Source organism: Marinobacter vulgaris, assembly GCF_003344045.1.
Lineage (GTDB): Bacteria > Pseudomonadota > Gammaproteobacteria > Pseudomonadales > Oleiphilaceae > Marinobacter > Marinobacter vulgaris.
Window position 1 is genome coordinate 245909 of sequence record NZ_QFWX01000006.1, and the last position, 23831, is coordinate 269739.

At 58.7% G+C, this 23831-nt stretch carries 18 protein-coding genes; 12 read left to right on the top strand and 6 right to left on the bottom strand.

Going from position 1 to position 23831, the window contains the following annotated elements; genetic code table 11:
• Window positions 1-39: 39 nt before the first annotated feature.
• The 6 genes from DIT71_RS14620 to DIT71_RS14650 all read left to right on the top strand — a co-directional run bounded on the left by DIT71_RS14620 (window position 40) and on the right by DIT71_RS14650 (window position 8942).
• Window positions 40-2694 (top strand): S8 family serine peptidase, encoded by a 2655-nt coding sequence (locus tag DIT71_RS14620; RefSeq protein ID WP_114613953.1) that lies wholly within the window; start codon window positions 40-42, stop codon window positions 2692-2694.
• Window positions 2691-3182 (top strand): protease complex subunit PrcB family protein, encoded by a 492-nt coding sequence (locus tag DIT71_RS14625; protein WP_144114500.1) that lies wholly within the window; start codon window positions 2691-2693, stop codon window positions 3180-3182. Before DIT71_RS14620 ends, DIT71_RS14625 begins: the two co-directional genes overlap by 4 nt.
• Before the next feature lie 114 nt (window positions 3183-3296).
• Window positions 3297-5192 (top strand): DNA topoisomerase IV subunit B, encoded by a 1896-nt coding sequence (parE, locus tag DIT71_RS14630; protein WP_114613955.1) that lies wholly within the window; start codon window positions 3297-3299, stop codon window positions 5190-5192.
• Between the two features lie 101 nt (window positions 5193-5293).
• Complete coding sequence (locus DIT71_RS14635; RefSeq protein WP_114613956.1) at window positions 5294-7069, top strand: SLC13 family permease; 1776 nt, start codon at window positions 5294-5296, stop codon at window positions 7067-7069.
• Between the two features lie 677 nt (window positions 7070-7746).
• Window positions 7747-8307 (top strand): cytochrome b, encoded by a 561-nt coding sequence (locus DIT71_RS14645; RefSeq protein ID WP_114614089.1) that lies wholly within the window; start codon window positions 7747-7749, stop codon window positions 8305-8307.
• Between the two features lie 53 nt (window positions 8308-8360).
• The gene (locus DIT71_RS14650; protein ID WP_114613957.1) at window positions 8361-8942 is read left to right on the top strand and encodes a YceI family protein; all 582 of its coding nucleotides are present in this window, start codon (window positions 8361-8363) and stop codon (window positions 8940-8942) included.
• Between the two features lie 82 nt (window positions 8943-9024).
• Here the strand turns inward: DIT71_RS14650 and DIT71_RS14655 are convergent, their stop codons facing one another.
• A complete protein-coding gene (locus DIT71_RS14655; RefSeq protein ID WP_114613958.1) occupies window positions 9025-9264 on the bottom strand; it encodes a hypothetical protein in 240 nt (79 codons plus the stop codon).
• A 210-nt stretch (window positions 9265-9474) separates the two neighbouring features.
• Here DIT71_RS14655 and parC point away from each other — a divergent pair, with 210 nt between their 5' ends.
• Both parC and serB read left to right on the top strand, forming a co-directional pair.
• A complete protein-coding gene (gene parC, locus DIT71_RS14660) occupies window positions 9475-11781 on the top strand; it encodes a DNA topoisomerase IV subunit A (RefSeq protein ID WP_114613959.1) in 2307 nt (768 codons plus the stop codon).
• Complete coding sequence (gene serB, locus DIT71_RS14665; RefSeq protein ID WP_114613960.1) at window positions 11774-12994, top strand: phosphoserine phosphatase SerB; 1221 nt, start codon at window positions 11774-11776, stop codon at window positions 12992-12994. Before parC ends, serB begins: the two co-directional genes overlap by 8 nt.
• Before the next feature lie 49 nt (window positions 12995-13043).
• On the opposite strand, the gene DIT71_RS14670 is transcribed toward serB, so the two are convergent.
• The 3 genes from DIT71_RS14670 to epmB form a co-directional block, all read right to left on the bottom strand.
• Window positions 13044-15131, bottom strand: a complete 2088-nt coding sequence (locus tag DIT71_RS14670; protein ID WP_114613961.1) for an EAL domain-containing response regulator — start codon at window positions 15129-15131, stop codon at window positions 13044-13046.
• A gap of 159 nt (window positions 15132-15290) precedes the next feature.
• Complete coding sequence (locus DIT71_RS14675; protein WP_114613962.1) at window positions 15291-17099, bottom strand: GTPase; 1809 nt, start codon at window positions 17097-17099, stop codon at window positions 15291-15293.
• A gap of 123 nt (window positions 17100-17222) precedes the next feature.
• Window positions 17223-18263, bottom strand: coding sequence for an EF-P beta-lysylation protein EpmB (epmB, locus tag DIT71_RS14680; RefSeq protein WP_114613963.1), 1041 nt, complete (start codon window positions 18261-18263; stop codon window positions 17223-17225).
• A 45-nt stretch (window positions 18264-18308) separates the two neighbouring features.
• On the opposite strand from epmB, the gene efp reads away from it, so the two are divergent.
• Window positions 18309-18884: an elongation factor P gene (efp, locus tag DIT71_RS14685; RefSeq protein ID WP_114613964.1), complete on the top strand. Its 576-nt coding sequence runs from the start codon at window positions 18309-18311 to the stop codon at window positions 18882-18884.
• A 14-nt stretch (window positions 18885-18898) separates the two neighbouring features.
• The gene (epmA, locus tag DIT71_RS14690) at window positions 18899-19873 is read left to right on the top strand and encodes an EF-P lysine aminoacylase EpmA (protein ID WP_114613965.1); all 975 of its coding nucleotides are present in this window, start codon (window positions 18899-18901) and stop codon (window positions 19871-19873) included.
• Here epmA and asd read toward each other — a convergent pair.
• Window positions 19845-20723: an archaetidylserine decarboxylase gene (gene asd, locus DIT71_RS14695; RefSeq protein ID WP_114613966.1), complete on the bottom strand. Its 879-nt coding sequence runs from the start codon at window positions 20721-20723 to the stop codon at window positions 19845-19847. The genes epmA and asd overlap by 29 nt on opposite strands.
• Window positions 20724-20903: 180 nt before the next feature.
• On the opposite strand from asd, the gene motA reads away from it, so the two are divergent.
• Window positions 20904-21755 carry a flagellar motor stator protein MotA gene (gene motA, locus DIT71_RS14700; protein ID WP_114613967.1) on the top strand — a complete coding sequence of 284 codons (852 nt, stop codon included), beginning with the start codon at window positions 20904-20906 and terminating at the stop codon, window positions 21753-21755.
• 29 nt (window positions 21756-21784) lie between these two features.
• Window positions 21785-22744, top strand: a complete 960-nt coding sequence (gene motB, locus DIT71_RS14705; protein WP_114613968.1) for a flagellar motor protein MotB — start codon at window positions 21785-21787, stop codon at window positions 22742-22744.
• 6 nt (window positions 22745-22750) lie between these two features.
• Here the strand turns inward: motB and rsgA are convergent, their stop codons facing one another.
• Window positions 22751-23806 (bottom strand): small ribosomal subunit biogenesis GTPase RsgA, encoded by a 1056-nt coding sequence (gene rsgA, locus DIT71_RS14710; protein WP_114613969.1) that lies wholly within the window; start codon window positions 23804-23806, stop codon window positions 22751-22753.
• Window positions 23807-23831 lie beyond the last annotated feature (25 nt).

Consider the following 23831-nt stretch of genomic DNA (forward strand, 5'->3'; position numbering starts at 1 on the left):
GTTTTCCCGTGTACGTGATGTCGATTTGGTGAATTAATTATGATTCGGATTATTCCTGTTGCCGCCGGCCTGGTTTCTGGGGTGATGTTGTTGTCCGGCTGCGGTGGCGGAGGAGGATCGGGCGGGGACTCTGGAGAGCCACCACCCGACCTGGCCGGGATTATCGAGATCGAGAGCGGTACGCGGGTGGATTCTGACACGGCTGATGACATCTTTTTTGAGCAGCAGACGGATAATGGTTCACCCGGATCCGCCCAGACTCTGCCTCCAGGAGCAACCGTGGGAGGATATCTCAGTTTCTTCGACGGCATTTACGTCACTGACACCGCGGATGTATTCCGTTTCTTCGAGGATACGGAAGATTTCTATGTCACGGAGCTGTCACCGGGTGATCGAATTACGGCTCAGGTTTTCCTGTCGCCAGAGGAGTTCTTTTCTCCAGGTCTGCCGCTGCCTGACCGGACATTGCGTGTTCTCCGGCAGCAGGATGGGGGACTGGTGCCGGTTGACATCGATAGTACCTCCACTGACCTGGGGGCACTGACCGTTTCCCTTCCAGATGGTGCTGAAACCGGCTCCTATCTGATTGAAACCAGCACAACAGGCGGCCGCCCCTTCCGTTACGTTCTTACTCTGGCTGACCAGGCATCCCCCGCTGTCACGAATACCCGCTATATCAACCCTTCTTTCATGGTGGACGAAGCCATTGTGAGCCTGGCATCAGAGCCCGACGGCGGTGCCATGGCGGCCATGGCTGTGTCGGAGCGGCGGGATCTGGGGCGTGGAAACTGGTTGATGCGGAGGAACGGGGCGCGAAATCCGGTGGCCATGTCCGCCAACCAGTTGAAAGAAGTCCGCGGGGATACGCTGGAATGGATAGCTGATCTGCGGGAGCAGTCAGGTGTGATCGGGGCCGAACCCAATTATCTTTACACTGCACAGCAGGTATCTCCTGGAAACGACACCTTTTTTAATCGACAGTGGAACCTGCCGCTGGCAAGGGCGCCTATGGCCTGGCAGGTTGCCCCTGAATTAGGAAGAGGGGTTGGTATCGCGATTCTGGACACTGGCATGTTCAGCGCCACTCCACAGACCGCTGAAAACTGGCATCCTGATCTGGACCCCAATGTTCAAACCATTAATGGCCAGACCATGGATTACGTCTCAGGTGATCTGGATATTGATGGGACCCCGGGGCGGGATGCCAATCCCGCTGACCCCGGAGACGGCATTGCCCAGAGCAGCAATTTTCATGGCACTCACGTCGCGGGCATCGCCGCGGCGGTGGATAACGATATTGGTATTGTGGGGATGGCGCCCAGTGCTACTGTCTACCCGGTCAGGGTGTTGGGGCGTAATGGCGTTGGCTCCTCCGCCGACCTGATTGCTGCGCTGAACTGGGCGGCAGGCCGCAATGAGATCGATGTAATCAATCTCAGCCTTGGCGGCCTTGGGCCCAGCACCGCCCTTGAAGCCGCCATTGATTCTGCATGGAATGGCGGCAACGGCAAGCTGATTGTGGCCGCCGCCGGCAATCAGGCGAGCGACGAGCCAACCTTTCCGGCTGCTTTCCCCAACGTGATCGGGGTCGGCGCCGTAGACGGTGCCGGTAACCGCGCCTCTTATTCCAATGTCGGCGAGTCCGTGGACCTCGTGGCTCCAGGTGGAGATGCGAGCCGGGATGCCAACCAGGATGGTGCCGCTGATGTTATTGTCAGCACATGGGGACGGGATGACGGTGGCGAATTCGAACCGGGTTTCGCCGGCTTGCAGGGTACGTCCATGGCGGCACCTCACGTTTCCGCTGTCTATGCCCTGATGAAGGGAGAGATTGGTGCGGCCATGACTCCGGCGAAGTTCCATAGCCTGCTGAAAAATGGCGACCTGACCGAAGAAGTTGGCCCTGCATTTGAGTACGGTGCCGGCCTGATCAATGCCCTGGCTGCGATGGATGCCGCCCTGGAAGGCAACTTTCCCGTTACCCTTGGCGCATCTCCATCGGCACTGCAGTTTAACCCGGCTGTTCTCAGTGCGAAGCTTGAGTTCGCAGTTTATCCCGAGGGGGAACCTGTCACTATCACAGGCGTTACCCCTGGAGCAGGCTGGCTGAATACTGGGGAAGTGACCACCGAGCCATCATTTTCGCTCCCTTTGTCAGTGGATACCACCGGACTCGAAGATAATCAGCGCTTCACCACAGAGGTGATTATTGACTATGACCCGCTTAATGGTGAGGCAGGCACCCTGACAGTCCCGATTTCCCTGCGACTGGGCACTTCGCCGGACGAGCGGGATGCAGGCAGGCACTACGTACTTCTGGTCAGCGCCGATGACGAACGCGATACCATTGAGCAGACAGTGGTTTCTGCAAGCGATGGTCAGTACCGTTTTGCCTTCGATGAGGTCGAGCCCGGAGAATACTTTCTGGTGTCAGGCACGGATATGGACAACAACGGCCTGATCTGCGAGAACGGCGAGGCCTGTGCCGAATACCCGGTCAATGGCCTGCCGGAGAAGATCGTGGTTGGCGACGAATCACTCGGAGGAATAACCCTGACCACCAGCTTCCGCCGCCCCACCATTGCAGCCATGGGCGGCCTGCCGCGGACCGGATTTGAAGGCTATCGCCTGAAATCCGCTGGTGAGAAAGAGCATAATGATGTGCCACTTCGCAGCCTGGAGAACGAACGTTGACTACCCGTTTCATACACATGACAGTGCTGGCACTGGCCATCACCCTGGTGGCAGGCTGTTCTGTCAACCGCTCGGCAACCGCCAGTGGTGCACCTCTGGCCCGCCAGGTGACGGAATCCGACCATTGTGGCCTGACAGCACCGGGGCTGGTTTACATCAGTAATGCCAGTGAGCTGGACAGGTTGCGGCGCCTGCCCTCCGGAAATCTCTCCATTAACCAGCTCCGGGCAATTGATCTGGAGCGGGAGCACCTGGTGCTTGTAGGGCTGGGACAGAAGCCCACCGGCGGCTACGGCCTGACCTTGAGGTCCGCGGAGATCGTTGATGGCGTGCTGGAGCTGACTCTCAATGCCCGCAAGCCGCCGCAGGATGCTATGGTCACCCAGGTGTTGACCACACCCTGCGCCGTCATCGCAATCACTCCTGAGGACTGGAAGCAGCTCAGGGTATCCGGCGAAGGTCTAGATACCATCACACGTCAACAATAGTGGCGCCCAGCGGCCCTGATCTGTACCAGCCCAAATCAACCGTTGATCTTTCTCCTCGAATCCCTAAGCTATGGCGCAGCTTAAAAAACAAACCCGTGGAGTCGCTTTCTTCCCATGAGCCAGAAACAGTACAACGCAGACGCCATTGAAGTTCTTAGTGGTCTGGACCCGGTTCGCAAACGCCCGGGCATGTACACCGACACCAGTCGACCCAACCATCTGGCCCAGGAAGTCATTGATAACAGCGTCGATGAGGCACTGGCAGGTCATGCCCGTCGCATTGATGTCGTCCTCCACAGCGACGGCTCGCTCAGCGTTGAAGACGATGGCCGCGGTATGCCGGTGGATATGCACAAGGAGCATGGGGTGCCGGGTGTCGAGCTGATCCTGACCCGCCTTCATGCCGGCGGCAAGTTCTCCCAGGGCAACTACAATTTCTCCGGTGGTCTGCACGGGGTCGGTGTGTCCGTGGTCAACGCGCTGTCGACCCACCTTGAGGTGTTGATCAAGCGCGACGGCCAGATGCACAGGATGACGTTTGCGAACGGCCACAAACAGACCGATCTTGAGGCCGTAGATACGGTTGGCAAGCGCAATACCGGCACCCGGCTGACGTTCACGCCGGACCCCAGCTATTTCGACAGTCCGAAGTTTTCTGTCAGCCGTCTGCGCCATAACCTCCGCGCCAAGGCCGTTCTCTGCCCGGGTCTGACGATCACCTTCCTGCAGGAGCAGACCGGAGACAAGGACGAGTGGTGTTACGAGGGTGGGCTGCGCGACTACCTGCGTACCGAGTTGGCCGACATTGAGGCGGTTCCACTGGAGCCCTTCACCGGCAGTTTCTCGGGCAACAAGGAAGCCGTGGACTGGGCCATCCAGTGGCTGCCGGAAGGTGGCGAAGCGGTGATGGAAAGTTACGTCAACCTGATCCCCACTGCCCAGGGCGGCACTCACGTTAATGGACTGCGCACCGGCCTGCTGGAAGCCATGCGGGAATTCTGCGAGTTCCGCAGCCTGCTGCCCCGCGGCGTAAAGCTGTCCCCCGAGGACATCTGGGAGCGCTGTGCCTACGTGCTGTCTTTCAAGATGCAGGAACCCCAGTTCTCGGGCCAGACCAAGGAGCGCCTGTCGTCCCGTGAAGCCGCCGCATTTATCTCCGGCGTGGTCAAGGATGCTTTCAGCCTGTGGCTGAATCAGCATACCGATGTTGCCGAAGCGCTCGCCGAGCTGTTTATCAGCAACGCCCAGCGCCGGCTTCGTGCCAGCAAGAAAGTCGCCCGCAAGAGGGTCACTTCCGGGCCGGCACTGCCCGGCAAGCTGGCGGACTGTTCCGGCAGCGACAGCAACCGCTCCGAGCTCTTTCTGGTGGAAGGTGATTCGGCCGGCGGTTCCGCCAAACAGGCCCGCGACCGGGAATTCCAGGCGGTGATGCCTTTGCGAGGCAAGATCCTCAACACCTGGGAAGTGGACTCCAATGAAATCCTTGCGTCACAGGAAGTCCACGACATCGCCGTTGCCATCGGCGTAGACCCGGGCTCCGACAAGCTCGACGGCCTGCGCTACAACAAGATCTGTATCCTCGCCGATGCCGACTCCGATGGGCTGCACATCGCCACCCTGTTGTGCGCGCTGTTCGTCAAACATTTCCGCCCGTTGGTCGCCGCCGGCCATGTGTTCGTGGCCATGCCACCGCTGTACCGGGTGGATCTGGGCAAGGAAACCTTCTACGCTCTGGACGAGCACGAGAAACAGGGCATCCTTGATCGCCTGGCGGCGGAAAACCGCCGTGGCAAAATCTCCGTCACCCGCTTCAAGGGCCTCGGTGAGATGAACCCGCTTCAGCTCCGGGAAACCACCATGGCCCCGGATACCCGCAGGCTGGTGATGCTCACCATCGCAGACGGCGACGACACCGACAGCCGCATGGACATGCTGTTGGGCAAAAAACGGGCGTCCGATCGCCGGGTGTGGCTGGAGACCTACGGCAACATGGCCGATATCGAGGTGTAATTCTCTTCATATTCTTATTGGTGCTTTAAACAGCATCCTTTATTCTTTCTAAGCTTCCGGCAAACTCGCTATCCTGCCCCTTTTGTTCAAGGGAACACCGGATGGAGTGGCAGGGCTGGTTTGCTTTAAGTCTGGCGGGAATGGCGCTGCTGCTGATGAGTGTCGGGCGCTTTGGCCCGCACCTGGTCATGATGGGCGTGCTCATCGTGTTGAGCGCCACTGGCATTGTAACGGCAGATCAGGCCCTGGCAGGATTCAGTAACACCGGCCTGATCACCGTAGTGGCCATGTTTGTGGTGGCCGCCGGCATTCACCATTCCGGTGGTGTCGATCTGGTGGTTCATCACCTGCTGCGCTCTCCCCGCACCGTACGTTCGGCCCAGGCCCGCATTGCCTTCCCTGTCGCCTTGCTGAGTGGTTTTCTCAACAATACCCCCGTGGTTGCCACCATGATTCCGGCGGTTCACGCCTGGTCGCGAAAAATTGGCATTTCGCCCTCGAAACTGATGATTCCCCTGAGTTATTCCGCCATCCTCGGCGGTACGCTGACACTGATCGGCACCAGCACCAACCTGGTGGTCAACGGGCAATACCAGCAGCTGACCGGGGAAGACGGGTTTTCGATCTTCTCCATCACTGCTGTCGGGTTGCCGGTGGCGGTGATTGGTCTGGCCGTGATGCTGCTGGTGCTGCCGAGGGCCTTGCCCGATCGGAAGGACCAGCAGAAGTTCGGATCCATGCGGGAATTTACTCTGGAGGTGGCGGTTGCCTTCGATGGGCCGCTGGTGGGCAAGAGTGTTGGCGAGGCCGGTCTGCGTGAGCTTGAACGGCTCTACCTGGTTGAGATCGAACGGGATGGCAGCGTGGTTACGGCAGTACCCTCGGAAGAACGCCTGCGGGGAGGCGACCGCTTGGTGTTTGCCGGCGATACCCAGGCTATTTCCGACGTGCTGCGGATCAACGGCATTGTCCCCTCCGTTCATGATGACGAGCCCAGCCTGAGTAAAGATCGTGCAGAGCGCCGGCTGGTGGAAGCCGCCCTCTCCCCGCAGTCGGAGGTGCTTGGCCTGACCATTCGCGATGCCCGCTTCCGGGATCGTTATGGTGCCGTGGTGCTGGCGGTTGCGCGGGGTGGTGAGCGGGTCTCCGGCAACCTTGGCAATATCCGGCTCAGGACCGGGGATGTCCTGCTGCTGGAAGCCCGCCCGGCGTTCGTCAGTCGTCAGCGGTACGCCAAGGATTTCCTGCTGATCAACGACCTGGAAACCGAAACACCGCGTCACGACCGGGCCTATCTGTCCTGGGGAATCCTGCTGGTGCTGGTGGGCGCTGCGGCCCTGGGCATGCTGAGCATGCTCAACGCGGCATTGATGGGGGCTGCCCTGATGGTTCTCAGTGGTTGCTGCTCGGTTGGCCAGGCCCAGAAGGCGGTGGATGTGCCTGTCATACTGACCATTGCCGCGTCCTTTGCGTTGGGGGCGGCGCTTCAGGAAACCGGCGCGGCCGCCTTCCTGGCCGAGGGGATATTGGATGTCAGCAGTGGCCATCCTCTACTGACAGTCCTGCTGGTGTATTTTTCGGTATCGGTTCTCACCGAAGTGATCACCAATAACGCCGCAGCGGTGTTGGTGTTACCGATCGTATTGTCGATGACGGCCACTTTGGGTATCGCCCCGGAGCCTTATGTGATTGCGGTAATGATGGCGGCTTCAGCCAGCTTTGCCACGCCGCTGGGGTACCAGACCAATATGATGGTATTCGGCCCGGGTGGTTACCGGTTCATGGATTTTGTAAAGGTGGGCCTGCCGATGAACCTGTTCATCGGGCTGGTCACTGTCTGGGTAATTTCGCTGGTTTACGGGATCAAACTTTCCTGACAGCGGTCTCGGTAGGGTTGGCCAGGACGTCGCAGGAAAGCACCCTCAGTTGGCCGTTGTGGTAATAGCCCGGTTGGGCGATCGCCTGGCGCAGGTATTGCTGATACCACGCGGGAAGACACCTTCAGAAGTAGCCAGTTCAGCTGGTCCTGGAAATCCGAATAGTTGCAAATGTGCAGATAGCGGCAGAGTCGGTCAGGTAGAAAGGTTTTAACCTCAGGTGAGGGCAAAGAGTGCCAAAACCTGCGGATCATTGCCGCGATTTCATTTAAAAACAGGTTTGTATAACAACAGGCGAGCCAGATACAGCGCAAGGGAGGGCGCCAAAAGGGGGAGTGGACGGCTCGCGGGGAGCCGCCGCGAATCAGTTGTTGCTAGGGACGACGACAGACTCGTCGAATTCCATTTCCATGTCTCTTCCTCTCGTTCAATGAGTAACCCGAACCGGGCATGCAGAATATAAGTAAAGTTTATCCCCGCCATGGTTTTCTACAATCAGTAAAACCCGTATCAGACCAAAGATATAGGGGGAAGTACCTGGTCGGTGTCCGGCAAGATCATCGGTCAGAATTTCTGACCTAAGTATGCAAAACATTTTGATTGGCTTTACGGGTGCCTGTTTCTACACTGCCCTCAGGTCATCAACGGGTATCAGGGCACTGAAAACGGAGAAATTTATGCAGGTACGCAATACGGCCACGGGTTTTGGGGTAGTCACCATTGCGATGCACTGGCTGGTTGCCGTTGCCGTCTTCGGCCTGTTTGGTCTTGGCTACTGGATGGTCGGGCTGTCCTATTACGACGACTGGTATCGCACGGCGCCGGACATCCATCGTAGCGTTGGTATTCTGTTATTGATAGTCATGGTCCTACGGCTGGCCTGGCGTCTCGCTAACCCGGTACCCCGTCCGCTGCCGAATCACAGCCGCTTCGAGGTGCTGGCGGCCCATAGTGCGCACCTGTTGATGTATGTGCTGGTTTTTGTCGCAATGATCAGTGGGTATCTCATTTCCACGGCGGACGGCTCATCCATCAGCGTGTTTGACTGGTTTGAAGTGCCATCAGTCACTGGAAGAATCAAAGGCATGGAGGACATAGCCGGGCTTGTTCACTATTGGGCAACCTGGGCCCTGGTGGTACTTGCTGGCCTGCATGGTCTGGCCGCCATAAAGCACCATCTGATTGACCGAGATGACACTCTTCGGCGTATGCTGGGGACGGACCGTCGCCAACACTGAACTGAACAACGTCGATAATTTTGCCTTCGGGCGGTTTCAACAAGGAGATGAACATGAAAAAACTGCTACTCGTTTCCGCTGTCTCGCTGACGATGGCTGGCGGGGCCCAGGCGTCCGAGCACAGTGGGACCTATGCGTTCGATACCAAGGGCGCGCACCAGTTTATTACCTTCAAGATTTCCCATCTGGGTTACAGCTGGCTTTACGGCCGGTTTAATGATTTCGATGGTGAATTTGTCTACGACGCGGAAAATCCGGAGAACAGTTCAGTCGAGGTGATCGTGGACACCTCCAGCGTTGATTCCAATCACGCAGAGCGCGACAAGCACCTGCGAGAGGAAGACTTCCTGTATGTCAGCGAATACCCGGAAGCGACCTTCAAGAGCACGCGGGTTGAGGTGGACGACGAAGGGGAGGCTGACATTATCGGCGACCTGACCCTGCGAGGTGTCACCAGGGAGGTCACCCTTGATGTGGAAATGCTTGGTCACGGGGAGGATCCCTGGGGAGGCTATCGCATGGGTTTTGAGGCGGGCACCGAGTTCAAGTTGACTGATTTCGGTATTCCCATGGATCTGGGTAAGGCGTCCGAGACGGTTGAAATGATTATTTCGGTGGAGGGTATTCGTCAGTGATGCCAGCAGTCTGACCACCGCCGGGCCTGCCGTAGGTGGTCAGACTTGATCCTGTCGTGCCCGCCTTCAGGCCACAAACCGCCTAATACAGATCACTGGACTGTCGGGAGCCACTGTTATTGCGGCAGAGATGGCGCTGGCGCCAGAACTGACCAAAGAAGATGACCAGCCCGATCAGAAGTCCAGCCCAGAGATAGGGCTCTGCCAGCTGGAAGGTACCGCTTATGGCGAACTCGACCAGAAGCATCAGTGCCAGAGCAAGAACAGCGTTCACCAGGGCCGTGATCATGGCCTGCCCGCAGGCTTTCAGGTCGGGTCTCATAGTTCTCCACTCTTGGGTGTCATGAAACGTATCTTTGTTTTACCGTTTGTGAGCATACGTCTCGGGTTACACTCGCTCCATGCGGGAATTCCGCTATTGGAAATCCGACGGGGTGTTGGAGTATCCGCCCCCGCCTCCATATAATGTGCCCTCCGGCCAACCAGCAGACTATGTAAAGCAACTCACGCAACTTACACCAAAGGGGCATCCATGCCAGAGTTTCAGACCACGGATGAAGGCTTTGAGCGGGTTTCATTGAGGGACTACACCGAGAAGGCCTACCTTGATTACTCCATGTACGTCATTCTGGACAGGGCATTGCCCAACGTAGGTGACGGCCTGAAGCCGGTCCAGCGCCGGATTATCTACGCCATGTCCGAGCTCGGTCTTAAGTCTACCTCCAAGTACAAGAAGTCCGCCCGCACGGTCGGTGATGTTCTGGGTAAGTTCCATCCCCACGGTGACAGCGCCTGCTATGAGGCCATGGTGCTGATGGCCCAGCCTTTCTCGTACCGGTATCCGCTGGTTGACGGCCAGGGCAACTGGGGCGCCCCCGATGATCCCAAGTCGTTTGCCGCGATGCGTTATACGGAGTCCCGTCTGGCCAGGTTTGCCGATGTCCTGCTCAGCGAGTTGGGACAGGGCACGGTGGACTGGGTGCCCAACTTTGACGGCACTATGGATGAGCCATCGGTGTTGCCCGCCAGGCTGCCGCATGTTCTGCTGAACGGTACCACCGGCATTGCGGTGGGTATGGCGACAGACATACCGCCCCACAACGTCCGCGAAATTACGGCGGCCTGTGTGCGTCTGCTTGAACAGCCCGATGCCACCACCGATGACCTGTGCGAACATGTCAAGGGGCCGGATTTCCCCACTTATGCGGAGATTATTACCCCTCGCAAAGACATCCGGCAGATGTACGAAACCGGCAAGGGTTCCCTGCGGATGCGTGCCCGCTGGATTAACGAGGGTGGTGAGATCGTCGTCACTGACCTGCCTCACCAGGTCTCCGGCAACCGGGTGCTGGAACAGATCGCCCAGCAGATGCAGACCAAAAAGCTGCCCATGGTGGCAGATCTGCGGGACGAGTCGGATCATGAGAACCCGACCCGGCTGGTGATTGTTCCCCGCTCCAACCGCGTGGACCTGGATGGCCTGATGGCCCACCTCTTTGCCAGTACGGATCTGGAAAAAACCTACCGGGTCAATATCAACGTTATCGGCAACGACGGCCGTCCCGGCGTGAAGGGGCTGCGGGTAATGCTGACCGAATGGCTCAGCTTCCGGCGCACCACGGTCACCCGGCGGTTGCAGCACCGGCTGGATAAGGTACTGGCGCGCCTGCACATCCTGGAAGGCCTGCTGGTTGCCTATCTGAACATCGACGAAGTCATTGCGATCATTCGCTATGAAGACAAACCCAAGGCGGAGCTGATGTCCCGCTTTGGTCTGTCGGCAGAGCAGGCCGAAGCCATCCTCGAGCTGAAATTGCGCCACCTGGCCAAGCTCGAGGAAATGAAAATCCGCGGCGAGCAGGACGAGTTGGCCGCCGAGCGGGATGAACTTCAGGCCATTCTGGGCTCGGAAGACCGTCTGCGGGAGCTGATCAAGGACGAGTTGCTGGCAGATGCGGAAACCTATGGTGACGACCGCCGCTCGCCGATTGTCGAGCGCCGCGAAGCAAAGGCCTTCAGCGAAACCGAATTGGTGTCCAACGATCCGGTGACGGTCGTACTGTCCGAGAAGGGCTGGGTGAGGGCGGCCAAGGGTCATGATATCGAACCCGAGGGGCTCAGCTACAAGGCCGGCGACAGGTTCGCCATGGCGGCAAAGGGACGGAATAACCAACAGGCGGTGTTCCTGGACTCCACAGGCAGGGCCTATTCCCTGGTCGCCCACTCATTTCCTTCTGCGCGGGGGCAGGGCGAGCCCCTGAGCGGCCGCATCAACCCGCCGTCGGGCGCGACCTTCTCCGGCCTGTTGATGGACGATCCCGCCCGCAAGGTGCTGCTGGTGACTGACGGGGGCTACGGGTTTGTTACCTCACTGAACGAAATGATCAGCAAGAATCGTAACGGCAAGGCGGTGGTATCAGTGCCTAAAGGGGCCAGGATCATGCCGCCGGTGGTGGTGCCGGATTCCGAAAAGCCGCTGTATCTGGGCGCCATTTCCAATGAAGGCCGGATGCTGGTGTTCCCTCTGAGCGAGCTGCCGGAGCTGGCCAAGGGCAAGGGCAACAAGATCATCAGTATTCCCTCCGCAAGGGTACAGAACCGGGAGGAATACGTGGTGGCCGTCGCGGTGTTTGCTGAGGATGACCAGCTGGAAATTCGCGCCGGTAAACGCAAGATGGGATTGCAGTTCAGCGACCTGGAGCACTACCTGGGCGAGCGTGGCCGCCGTGGCCACAAACTGCCCCGGGGTCTCCAGCGGGTGGATGCCATTGATGTCATCCAGTCCGCCAGCAACGCCGCTGAAGCCGCCGGTTCAGAGGAGCAGCCTGACAGTGAGTGAACTGGTTCTGATTAACGTGTCAGGGCGCGACAAGCCGGGCCTGACCTCTGAGATTACCGGCATCATGGGGCAGTACGATGTGCGGATTCTGGACATTGGCCAGGCGGTGATTCACGACCACCTGACCTGGGGCATCCTGATCGAGATCCCGGACGAGTCCAAATCGTCTCCGGTTATCCGGGACCTGCTGTTCCGGCTGCACGCCCTGGATCTGCAGGTGCGCTTTGCACCCATTACCATCGAGGCCTATCAGCAGTGGGCCGAGGGCCGTAACCGGGCCTGTTACATTGTCACCCTGCTGTCCCGGGATATAAAAGCCGAGCAGATCGCGCGAGTGTCGGCCATTACCGCCCGCCATGGTCTGAACATCGACAATATCAGCAGGCTTTCGGCAAGGCCGTCACTGAATCCTTCAGACAACCGCATTGCCTGTGTGGAGTTCTCCGTCAGGGGTACGCCCTCGGATCTGGAGCAACTGCGCGCCGATTTCCTGCACATCGCTGGCGAAATGAACGTGGACATTGCTTTCCAGGAGGACTCCATCTTCCGTCGTAATCGCCGGCTGGTGGTGTTCGATATGGATTCCACGCTGATAGATGCCGAAGTGATTGACGAGCTGGCGCTGGAAGCCGGTGTCGGTGAGCAGGTGGCTGAGATCACCGAGCGCGCCATGCAGGGGGAACTGGACTTCAGCCAGAGCTTCGCGGAGCGGCTGCTGTTGCTCAAGGGGCTGGATGAGTCGGTGCTTGAGGGTATTGCGGCGCGACTGCGCCTGACCGAAGGTGCCGAGCATCTGATTCTCAGTCTCAAGTCCCTCGGTTATCGTACGGCAATTCTTTCCGGTGGCTTCACCTACTTCGCCCGCCATCTCCAGCAAAAGCTGGGTATTGATTATGTTTACGCCAATGAACTGGAAATCGAGAACGGCAAGGTGACCGGTCGCGTCGCGGGTCAGGTTGTTGATGGCAAGCGCAAGGCCGAGCTGCTTCAGGAAATTGCCGAAAAGGAACACATCTCGCGGGAACAGGTGATTGCAGTGGGTGATGGTGCCAATGATCTGCCCATGCTGAGCCAGGCTGGTCTGGGTGTTGCCTTTCGGGCCAAACCGCTGGTAAAGGAATCGGCTCGCCATTCCATCTCGACCCTGGGCCTGGATGCCATTCTCTACCTGATCGGGTTCCGGGAAAGTGACAGTCTTCAGGTAGGGGAGTAATCATTGCGCGGGGGCAGGGCCGGAGCCTGCCCCCGCGCAATCTTGAGGGCTACTGGTCGCCGAAATCGTAGTTCATTTCCGGAACCGGCGCCTGCAGGTAGTAGCCCTGGATATAGTTCACGCCGGCCTGCCACAGCGTTGCCAGCACGCTGGCGTTCTCCACCAGCGGCACAATGGTCAGTTTGCCGGCGCTTTGCAGGCTCTTGATCATCTCCTTGACCTCTTCCTTCGCTTCGTCCTTCTTCTGCACTTCCTCGGTAAAGGAGCCGTCAATCTTCACGTAATCCACGTCGATGTGCTTGAAGGTATTGAAGGGATTCAGCGCGCATCCGAACTGGGAGATGGAGACCTTGGCATGCAATTCGTGAACGGCTTTGGCAAATTCCTTCGCCTGTCTCATGTGGTTGTTGGCATCACCTTCGCGAATCTGGAAGATCAATGAATCACCCGGCAGGCGGGCCGCTTTCAGCGCCACGCTCAACCAGGGTGTGAAGGTCCTGTCGTCGAGGGTCTCTGCCGTCACGTTGAGGAACAGGCGTGTGTCATGTCCCCGCGAGCGGTGGCTGGACAACTGCTTGATGGTCTGGAGGATAACCCAGCGGTCAATCTTGATTGCCATTTCCGAGGGGCCGACCGGCGGCAGGAAGTCGTAGGGAGACACTTCCTCGTTGTCTTTGTTCAGCATCCTGACAAAAGCCTCGTAATGTTCCTCGCCTTCGCCCCTCAGGTTGATGATGGGCTGGAACAGCAGCCGGAACCGGTTATCGTCGAGGGCTTTCTGTATGGCATCAGCGGAATTGCTTTCGTCCAGGGATTCATAGTCGGCCGGATTGTAGACCAGAACGCCGTTGCCCTGCTCGTGGCCCGGTTTCTTCTTCAGCTCCGAGGACGCGGTATGGGCGCGGCCCATCAGGTCAGGAGCCTTGGGCGCGTTTTCGGTAATGGCAGCGACACCGATGCTGAGGGTCAGCTGGACCGTACGACCGTTGATGTCGAACAGGTGGTCCTCGACCTTTCTGCTGATATCCTCGCACGCCTCAGCCATGGTGTTCTCTTCACAGGGCTGGCAGAGCAGGCAGAACGCGTCGTCGCTCAGGCGGGCCAGAATCATGTGCTCCGGTGTCTGTTCCTTGAGCAGGGCTGCCAGGTCTCCCAGCATCAGGTCCGCCCCGGCTATGCCAACCAGGGCCTTCAGGCTCATGAAATTATCAAGGGCGATGTAGGCCAGGGCGCCGGTCTGGTTGTCCTTGCCCGCTGTCGCGATGGTCTGGCTCAGGGCATCCATCAGGTACTGGCGGTTAAACAGGCCGGTGAGCAGATCCTGACTGCTGATCTGACGAATTTTTTCTTCCAGCTCAGCGTCGCTGTGTTCTGGCTGAATGACAATCTGGGTGCAGGTTTCGCCGTCGTAGGTGGCGGCTGATACCGACATGGTCACGTTGAGTTCCTGGTCGTCACTGCGGCGGGCAACGCAATTCATGGTCATTCCGTCTTCACCGCTTTCGGCAAAGGACTTCATGAACTCCTTGTACTTTTCCTGGCTTTCCGGAGTCAGGGTGTCGAGTACCGGTATGCAGATCAGGTCGTCGATATCGTCGTAGCCAAGGAATTCCAGGTAGGACTGGTTGGCATAAATGTGCATGCCATCATTGATGTAGGCAATGGCGTCCTTGGAGCTTTCCAGCAATAACTGGCAGCGCTGTTCGGCTTCACGAAGGTGTGATTCGAGGGTTCTGCGCCGTCGACGGTCGTCCAGCGAGCTCAATTCCCGGTTAACCACCAGCACCAGCTGATCGCTGTTCTCGAAGGGTACTGTGTCATGGGCGCCGGCCTTCATCACGGCAACCGTGCGCTCACGGTTGAATTCGCTGGTCAGCAGAATGGACGGGATGTCCTTGTCCATGCGGCGAATCATTGCCAGCGCGCCGTCAGGTCCGAATTCCTGATCCACGTCGTCCCGCGCCAGCAGCAAGTCCCAGTTGCCCGCTTTCAGGGTCTCCTCGAGATCTTCCTCAGACGTGATGCGATGGGCGCGGGTCGCCTTGCCCGAGTTCCGGAGCAGGCTGACGAGGGTCTCAGCGTCGTTTTGTGAAGGGTCGAGGATCAGCAGGTGTACAGTTGCGTTCTTTTTCTGCATTCGTCGGATGTCTCGTGATACGCGTTGGCTGTACCAGTTCTTTGCACATTTTGCACTTAAAGGACCGGTTTTTCACTAACGCTGAATGATGCAGGGGTTACCGGTTAATAACAACCCTTCGCCCCGTCCCGGGGACGTCTGGCTGCCTGGAACACAGCTCTAGAGTGATGGCCACAGCGAATCAAATTCATCCTCGCTGGTGGCTGCCGCGGGCGTGGTTTTATGCAGGCTGGTGGCAGCATTGTTGTGAAGCTTGAGCTCAAACTGGCTGATGCTGCCGGTGGCGGAGATCCGGCGGGAGAGGGTGCCCTGGTCTTCACGGCCATCGTGGAGCAGTGATATCCGGCTTCCGGACTGGAATGGCAGCCGTGGTGTAATCAGGGTTGCCGCCTTATTAACCACGCTGATCTCCGGCAGCAGCAGGCCCCGCAGGTATTCGCTGCTGTTGCCTACTTTCTGGATCAGCTGAACGCCGCAGGGCGCCGCACTGGGCGCCAGCAACTCGACACCAACCTGGGTGCCCTGGTTGCGAACCTGGCGGATCCAGCGCACCACGGCAATGCTCCAGGGATGGTTGGACTGCTCACGAACTCCGAGTATCTCACCGGCCTGGAGTGAGGCGGGTACGTTGGTCTCCCAGGCGACGCAGTAGCCCCCCGGGCTGGTATTGATAAGCAGGGCGTGATGGGACCGGGGCCGCCTGCGGTCATGCTCGCTGTCGGGTGCGGTGCCGATACCGTTGCGATAGTTGATCGGCGTGCCTGCTGGATGCAGCGGTTCGTCACCCTGGCCCGCGTCGTGGGCACCCGCCCATGCGTCTTCCCGGCGCCGTGACGGCATCAGGAACTGGTTATCCCGATCAGGGGTGCCGTTGTCATTGCCGCTGACAAACTCATTGAAGGTCTTGCCGCCGGCCACAAAATAATGGGCGGCCGTCAGTCCCACGCACATCTCGAGGGTTCCCTGACTGGTAATGCGGTTGAAGTTGCGCTTTGCCAGGATTCCCAGGGCCTGACTCAGGTGGGTCAGCAGCGTGTCGCTGACCCGGGACGGCAGCTCAAGACTGCTGGCCTTGTGGTCTTTGTTCTGTTGGCGGGTATGCAGTGATTCGGTGATTTGCTCTGACAATGCGCGGGTGTCGAAGTTGTAACTGTCGTTCCCCGGCTTCTGCTCCAGCAAACTGCGGTAAACGGGCGCGGTGTCCCGCTCCATGTTGACCACGAACAGACTGTCGTTGTCGGTCTCGGGGCCACAGGAAGCAAGATGGGTCCAGTTCTCGAACAGGTCGTACACTTGGGCCAGTTCCGATTGCCGCAACTGATTGGGCCGGGCGCATCCAAGCAGCAGGATACGTTTGTAGCTGTCCTCGACCGTGCTGGCATGACGGTGACTCAGGGTTTCATCGTTAACAGATAGCCCGCTGAGTTTGTTGCGATGGGCGAAACGGAAAAGGCGATGGCATTCCAGCCAGCTCTGTGCCGGGCTGGGACAATACAGCTGGTGGGACCGGACGATGGTGGCTGCTAGTTCCGAGATGGCCCGGTGAATAGCCGTTGCCACCGCTTTGCGGTTCTTTTCCGCCCCGCCATTATCCAGGAGCTCCAGAACACAGAGCTTGTAGCCACTGGCGGCATGGAGCTGCAGAGCCTGGGACAGGTTGGCGATCTTACGCTGTTTTTCCGGCAGCGCGACCGCCATGCCAAGGTAGTGTCTGGAGAGCTCGGAGCTGACAAAGTGTATTTTCGGGCGAATCAGTTCCAGCAGCTGCAGGCGCTGTTGCGGCGCGATGAACAAGTGGTTCAGTTCAATGATGGCGTGATAGAGCTGCCGCGAGGCCTCACCGATATTGGCCATGGGCAGCTGGTTGATCCAGTCCCTGAAGGCTTTTGGTGAAGTCTGGCAGAATGAGAGACTTGCTGTTTTCTGTTCTGGAACACGAAGCTCGGGTTTCAGGATCAAGCCTTCCATGAGTTCACGCCAATTGGTTGGGCCACGTTGGGTACTCTAATGCAGCAAACACGCAACAGAAAGCGGCAATAGCATGAGTTAACAAAATTTGACAAGTAAACCCGGGCCGCGCCGGCAACTGTGTCACGCGAACAGGTCGAGGGGCGTTTTGCCGGGGCGGTCAGGCACTTCCCGGACAAGTCTTGGCACCAAAAAGCCCGGGAGTGTGCCAAGCAGCTGCCGCACCAGCTCCCTGGCCCTGTCGTCACTGACGTTGAAATGATGGGCGCCCTCCACGGGATCAAAGGCATGGAGATAGTAAGGCAGAACACCGCATTCGAAAAGCCGCTCGCTCAGATCGCTCAGTACACTGGCCGTATCGTTAACACCCGCGAGGATAACGCTCTGGTTGAGCAGGGTGACACCGGCAGCTTTCAGGCGCTCCAGGGCGTGGCGGGTATCAGTATCCAGTTCCGCCGGGTGGTTGGTGTGGATCACCATTACCACCTGCAGCCGGCTCCCTGATAGCCATGCAAGCAGCGAGTTGCATACACGCTGGGGAATGACAACCGGAAGTCGCGTGTGAATTCGCAGGCGGCGGATATGGGGAATGTCTGCCAGTGATTCGGCCCAGGCTGCCAACAGCCGGTCACCGGCTACAAGCGGGTCGCCACCACTGAAAATGACCTCGTTGATGCGAGTGTCATTGGTCAGGGTGGCGAGTACTTCTGCCCGGTCACTGGGGGATAGCCGGTTTTCTTCATAAGGGAAGTGGCGACGGAAGCAGTAACGGCAATTGATGGCGCACTGTCCGGTAACCATCAGCAGGGCCCGGCTCCGGTATTTGCGAATAAGCCCGGTGGTTTGCATGGCGTCGCTCTCCTGTAACGGATCACGAACAAACCCCGGTTGCCTGTGGCTCTCGGCAGTCAGCGGCAAAACCTGTCGTAACAGCGGGTCTACCGGATCGCCGGGAACCATGCGCTGCAGATAGGGTTCCGGAACCCGTATCGGAAACAGACGGTGGCCTTCCCGGGCACCTGAAAGCCAGACAGCCGGGTCAAGGTTCAGCCGCCTGAGCAGGTCTTCCGGGCTGGTGACAGAGCTTGAGAGCAGCTGTTGCCAGCTGCGCAAACCAGGATCGATTGGCCGGGCTTCTATACGGGTGGCGGTTCGCTGTATCATAGCGACCTTCGAATTTTTATACGCATCTTTTCAGGTGATAATTTCATGGCTTCATATTCTACCAACGAATTCCGCGGCGGTCTTAAGGTTTTGCTGGACGGCGACCCCTGTATCATTCTCGAGAACGAATTCGTCAAGCCCGGCAAAGGCCAGGCATTCAACCGGGTCAAGCTGCGCAATCTGATGACCAATCGCCAGTGGGAGCGCACCTTCAAGTCCGGTGAAAGCCTGGAAGCCGCCGATGTCATCGATCTGGAAATGGAATACCTGTACACGGACGGCGAGTTCTGGCACTTCATGAAGACCGACGGCTCCTTTGAACAGTACCCGGCGGATGCGAAAGCCGTCAGTGATGCCCTTAAATGGCTGAAAGAGCAGGACGTTTATACCGTCACACTTTATAACGGCGCGCCGCTGACAGTAACGCCACCAAACTTCGTTGAACTGGAAGTGGTGGATACGGACCCCGGCATGAAAGGCGATACCGCCCAGGGTGGCACCAAGCCGGCAACCCTCTCTACCGGCGCCGTTGTCAACGTGCCGCTGTTCATCACCATCGGCGAGGTGCTCAAGGTCGACACCCGCTCAGGTGAATACGTCAACCGCGTGAAAAGCAGCTGATCGGTTTCCCCAGGGTGACTGAAACCCCTTCCTGGCAGCCTTCCGCCTCCCTGGCTGCCCTTGAAAGTCGCGCACAGCAGCTGGCCTGGGTGCGCGACTTTTTTGCGCAACGGGGGGTGATGGAAGTAGAAACGCCCGTGCTGGGTCGCTGCGGCGTCACCGATATCAATATCGACAGCATTGCCGCCAGCCCCACCCCCGTGGGGTCCAGCCCATCGAGAGCCTGGCTCCAGACTTCCCCCGAGTATCACATGAAACGCCTACTGGCCGCCGGTGTTGGCTCCATTTACCAGGTGGCGCGGGTGTTTCGTGACGGTGAATCCGGGCGAAGGCACAATCCCGAGTTTTCTCTGCTTGAATGGTACCGGCCGGGATTCACGGATTCCGACCTGATGGCCGAAGTAGCGGAGCTTGTGTGCGGTTGGCTGGGTTGTGAAGCGCCAACAACGATCAGTTACCGCGATGTCTTTCTCCGGTTTGCCGGTGTTGATCCGTTCCTGAGCAGTGACACTGAGTTGTCAGCCCGCTGCGAGCAGTGGATGGAACCGTCCCGGCTGCAGGCCTTTAGCCGGGACGATTGCCTGGATCTGTTGATGAGCTGCCAGGTAGAACCGGCGCTGGCGGAAGCCGGCCCGGTGTTCGTCACCGGCTACCCGGAGTCCCAGGCGGCACTGGCACGGGTGTCGGAACAGGACGGCCTGCGCCAGGCGCACCGTTTCGAGCTCTACGTACAGGGGGTTGAGCTGTGTAACGGGTACTGGGAGCTCACTGACCCAGGGGAGCAGCGACAGCGGTTTGCGGCAGATAACCGGGCGCGAGTTTCAGCGGGCAAGCCGGAAATGCCCGTCGACCAGGCCTTTCTGGCCGCTCTGCAAGCCGGCGTGCCCGACTGCGCCGGAGTAGCACTGGGGCTCGACCGCTTGCTGATGCTGAAGATGGGGGTGGATGATCTTGCCAGTGTTATCGCGTTTCCTGCGGAGCGGGCGTGATTCTTCCGAAGGCCTCCCCCATACGGACTCTTTCCCCGGCTTTCTGGTCGCTGTTCCATGTGACCGTGCCCTTGGGCATCACCACAATAACGGTTGATCCCAGGCGGAATCGTCCCATTTCCTCGCCTTTGTCAAAACGAATCGGAGCCTTGAGGCCGTCGTAGCGGGTTACGTCCACCCGGCGCTCACCGGGGGCAACAACTCCGGCCCAGGTGGTTTCAACGCTGCCCACGATCATGGCACCCACCAGCACGAAGGCCATCGGACCCGCTTCCGTGTCAAAAATGCAGGCGACTCGTTCGTTCCGTGCAAACAGCTCGGGCACATTTTCCGCTGTGGTCGGGTTGACGGAAAACAGCTTGCCCGGAATGTAGACCATCTCTCGCAGGGTGCCGGCCAGGGGCATGTGGATGCGATGATAATCCCGCGGAGCGAGATAGGTGGTGGCAAACTCGCCACCGATAAATGGTTTGGCCCGTTCCTCGTCGCCACCCAGCAGAGCGTTGAGGCTGAAGGACTGGCCCTTGGCCTGAAAAACCCGGCCGTCACTGATGCTGCCCAGCTGGCTTATGGCGCCGTCCACGGGGCTGACCATTACGGACTCGCCTGCGTCTATCGGCCGCAGGCCCGGCTTCAGGGCGCGGGTGAAAAAGGCATTAAAGCTGGGATAGGCATCCGGATCTGATTCGACCGCTTCGCTCATGTCCACGCCATAGCGGCCGATAAACCAGTTAATAACGCGGTTTTTGAGCGCCGGAACGCCCTCGTTGTCTGCCAGGCGGCCGGCCAGGCGCGAGATGGCCAGCTGGGGGGCTAAGTACTGGCCGGTTACAAATAGCTTGTCGTACATCAGGACTGATCCTTGGCGCTCAAAGGTGCAGAGTCTATCAAACCGCGCGGTGTGTATAGAAATTGTTTCACACCTTCGCGGTTACAGGCGGCGCTTGCTATTATCTGTGCCAAGCGGAATGGCAGCCAGGCTTCAGTCGCAGTTTCCCGATAACAATCACAGAAGGTATGCTCTCTCTCCATGTTACTCATAATCGGCGCAGTTATCGTAATTGCAAGCGTCCTGGGGGGGTATGTCCTCCATGGCGGCAATCTCATGGTGTTGTGGCAGCCTACTGAAATCCTGATTATCGGCGGTGCGGCACTCGGATCCTTCATCATTGCCAACCCCATGCACACGGTCAAGGAAGTGGGCAAAGGCATTTTCAATCAGCTGACCGGTTCGCCTTACAACAAATCCTTCTACATGGATCTGCTGAGCCTGATGTATGAGGTGTTCGACAAATCCCGTAAGCAGGGGGTCATGGCGATTGAGGAGGACATCGACAACCCCCAGGAAAGCCAGATCTTTACCCGCTACCCGGCGATCATGAAATCCAGGTATCTGCTTGCCTTCATGACGGACTATCTCCGAATCATCAGCTCCGGAAATATGGCGACCCACGAACTCGAAGGCATGATGGAAAACGAGATCGACAGTCGCCAGCATGAGCTGGAAGAGCCGGCCCATGCCGTCAACAAGATAGCGGACGCATTGCCGGGCCTGGGTATTGTGGCGGCCGTGCTCGGTATTGTCATTACCATGAATTTCCTGACTGAGGGGCCGGAGAAAATCGGTCTCAGCGTGGCAGCGGCGCTCGTGGGTACGTTCCTCGGTATCTGGATGGGTTACGGCTTTGTCGGCCCCACCTCCATTGCCATGGAGCACTCTGCCCGTTATGAACTTAAGGCCTACGAGTGTGTGAAGTCAGCGATTGTTGCAACCGTCTCTGGCCAGGCACCGCAAATGGCCATCGAGTTTGGTCGTAAGGCGTTGCCCTCGGACAAGCGGCCGAGTTTCCAGGAACTGAACGACCACGTGCGTTCGAAATAATCTGAACAAAAGCCGTCTGGAGTAGTTGCTTGGAAGACCAGCCAATCATCATCAAGCGAAAAAAGGTCGTTGCCGCAGGGCACCATGGCGGGTCTTGGAAGGTTGCGTTTGCCGATTTTGCCACGGCCATGATGGCGTTCTTTCTCGTGCTCTGGCTGACGGCCACGGCATCCCCCGAGCAGAAACTGGCGGTGGAGGGTTACTTCAAGGATCCGGTCGGGTTCACCGAGGGCGGATCCGCGAACCCGGTGGATCTCGGAGGGAGTGCGTCTGTCATCAACGAGAGCAGCGAGGATATCGAGCGCAGCGATATCCGGATTGAGGACCGGGTGGTGGAAGAGCTGTCCCAGACCCTGGAGCGGCAGCAGATGGAGGAGCTTTTCCAGGATCTCAAGGACCGCATTGAACAGAACGAAACCCTGCAGGAGTTCAAGGACCAGCTGCTGATTGATATCACCAGTGAGGGGCTGCGTATCCAGATTGTCGATCGCTCCCAGCGCCCGATGTTTGATAGCGGCCGCGCCGAGCTCAAGTACTATTCCCAGGATATCCTCTTCGAGCTGGCCAAAACCTTGGGTGCAGTCAACAACAAGCTGAGCATCACCGGTCACACCGATTCCACCCCGTTTAGCGGTCGCCCCGGTTACACCAACTGGGAACTGTCGGCGGACCGCGCCAATACTGCCCGCCGGGCGCTGGTGGCCGGTGGAGTGCGGGAGGAGCAGATTGGCCGGGTCGTGGGACTGAGTGATTCCGTGCTGTTTGACAAGGACGACCCCCAGGCTCCGGTTAATCGCCGTATTTCGATCATCGTGATGAACAAGAAAACTGCCGAAGGCATCCAGAGCAACGCCGGCAACGCGAACGAACCGCTGATCGACCTGACTGCGCCCTCGGAAGCGGAGCAGCAAGAGGCCATGGAGCGGCTGGAGCAGGGTAACTGGTCCGACGAAAAGGAAGAGCCTCAGCCCGGTGAGCTGAACTGGTAGGCTGTTTTAGTCAGCCTTCAGCCCCCGGGACTGTTGCTCCGCCATATCCTGCAGGATCCGTTTGAAGCTTTTCATGCGTTCCATGCTGATACGTCCGTCCTCGGCGGCCTCGGCAATGGCGCAGCCGGGATCGCCCATATGGCTGCAATTGCGAAACCGGCAGTGACCGATCAGGTCGCGGATTTCCCGGAAACCATACTCGATCTCCTGCGGTGACATGTGCCAGAGGCCGAATTCCCGGATGCCCGGTGAGTCGATGAGGTCGCCGCCGCAAATGAGATGAAACAGCCTCGCGGTAGTAGTGGTATGAATACCCTTGCCGGTGCTTTCCGAAATCGCACCCACCCGGATCGACTCGTCAGGAAGCAGGGTCTGGATGATGGACGACTTGCCAACTCCCGACTGACCCACGAACACGCTGGTCTGGTCTTTTACCAGATCTTCCACCCGCACGGCCTGCTCGCCCGCCAGGGTTTTGGCGGAGGTGCGCTCAGTCCGGTAACCCAGTTTTTCGTATCGTGCCAGAAGTTTGTCAATGGTTTCCCGGTTCTGGTCAGTGAGCAGGTCGGTCTTGTTGAGCAGGATAATTACCGGGATATCGGTACTTTCCGCGGCTACCAGATAGCGGTCGATGAGGTTGTCATGGGGCTCCGGTTCCGGGGCAATCACCAGAATGATATGGTCGATGTTGGCCGCAACCGGTTTGAGGGCGCCAAAGTTGTCGGGCCTCTGCAGCAGGCTATTGCGATCGCAGCGGGCCACAATCACCCCGGTACCATCGCTGCCGGGCCGCCAGATTACCTTGTCGCCGGTCACCAGGCTGTCAATGTTGGCCCTCACAAAGCAGCGCAGCACCTTGCCGGCGTCCTCACCCTCCAGGGCTTCCACATCCAGCTGCTGACCGTAGTGGGCGATAACCAGCCCCTGCTGCTCCGGGCCCAGATCGCCGGCATCCAGTTTCTCTCCGATGGACACTTCCTTCCTCGCCGCCCGGGCAGCCCGTTCCTGCTGGACTTTCTTGATGCGCCATTGCTGCTGCTTGTTGAGTCGACGTTTAGCCATATCTTGAGTCGGTTAATTCCTGCTG

Bases quoted from the DNA above. Each gene is read 5' to 3' on its own strand.
- DIT71_RS14645 (WP_114614089.1), top strand. From the start codon at position 7,747: ATGCAGGTACGCAATACGGCCACGGGTTTTGGGGTAGTCACCATTGCG.
- DIT71_RS14650 (WP_114613957.1), top strand. From the start codon at position 8,361: ATGAAAAAACTGCTACTCGTTTCCGCTGTCTCGCTGACGATGGCTGGC.
- efp (WP_114613964.1), top strand. From the start codon at position 18,309: ATGGCTTCATATTCTACCAACGAATTCCGCGGCGGTCTTAAGGTTTTG.
- rsgA (WP_114613969.1), bottom strand. From the start codon at position 23,806: ATGGCTAAACGTCGACTCAACAAGCAGCAGCAATGGCGCATCAAGAAA.
- DIT71_RS14675 (WP_114613962.1), bottom strand. From the start codon at position 17,099: ATGGAAGGCTTGATCCTGAAACCCGAGCTTCGTGTTCCAGAACAGAAA.
- DIT71_RS14670 (WP_114613961.1), bottom strand. From the start codon at position 15,131: ATGCAGAAAAAGAACGCAACTGTACACCTGCTGATCCTCGACCCTTCA.
- parE (WP_114613955.1), top strand. From the start codon at position 3,297: ATGAGCCAGAAACAGTACAACGCAGACGCCATTGAAGTTCTTAGTGGT.
- DIT71_RS14620 (WP_114613953.1), top strand. From the start codon at position 40: ATGATTCGGATTATTCCTGTTGCCGCCGGCCTGGTTTCTGGGGTGATG.
- motA (WP_114613967.1), top strand. From the start codon at position 20,904: ATGTTACTCATAATCGGCGCAGTTATCGTAATTGCAAGCGTCCTGGGG.
- DIT71_RS14635 (WP_114613956.1), top strand. From the start codon at position 5,294: ATGGAGTGGCAGGGCTGGTTTGCTTTAAGTCTGGCGGGAATGGCGCTG.
- epmB (WP_114613963.1), bottom strand. From the start codon at position 18,263: ATGATACAGCGAACCGCCACCCGTATAGAAGCCCGGCCAATCGATCCT.
- asd (WP_114613966.1), bottom strand. From the start codon at position 20,723: ATGTACGACAAGCTATTTGTAACCGGCCAGTACTTAGCCCCCCAGCTG.
- parC (WP_114613959.1), top strand. From the start codon at position 9,475: ATGCCAGAGTTTCAGACCACGGATGAAGGCTTTGAGCGGGTTTCATTG.
- DIT71_RS14655 (WP_114613958.1), bottom strand. From the start codon at position 9,264: ATGAGACCCGACCTGAAAGCCTGCGGGCAGGCCATGATCACGGCCCTG.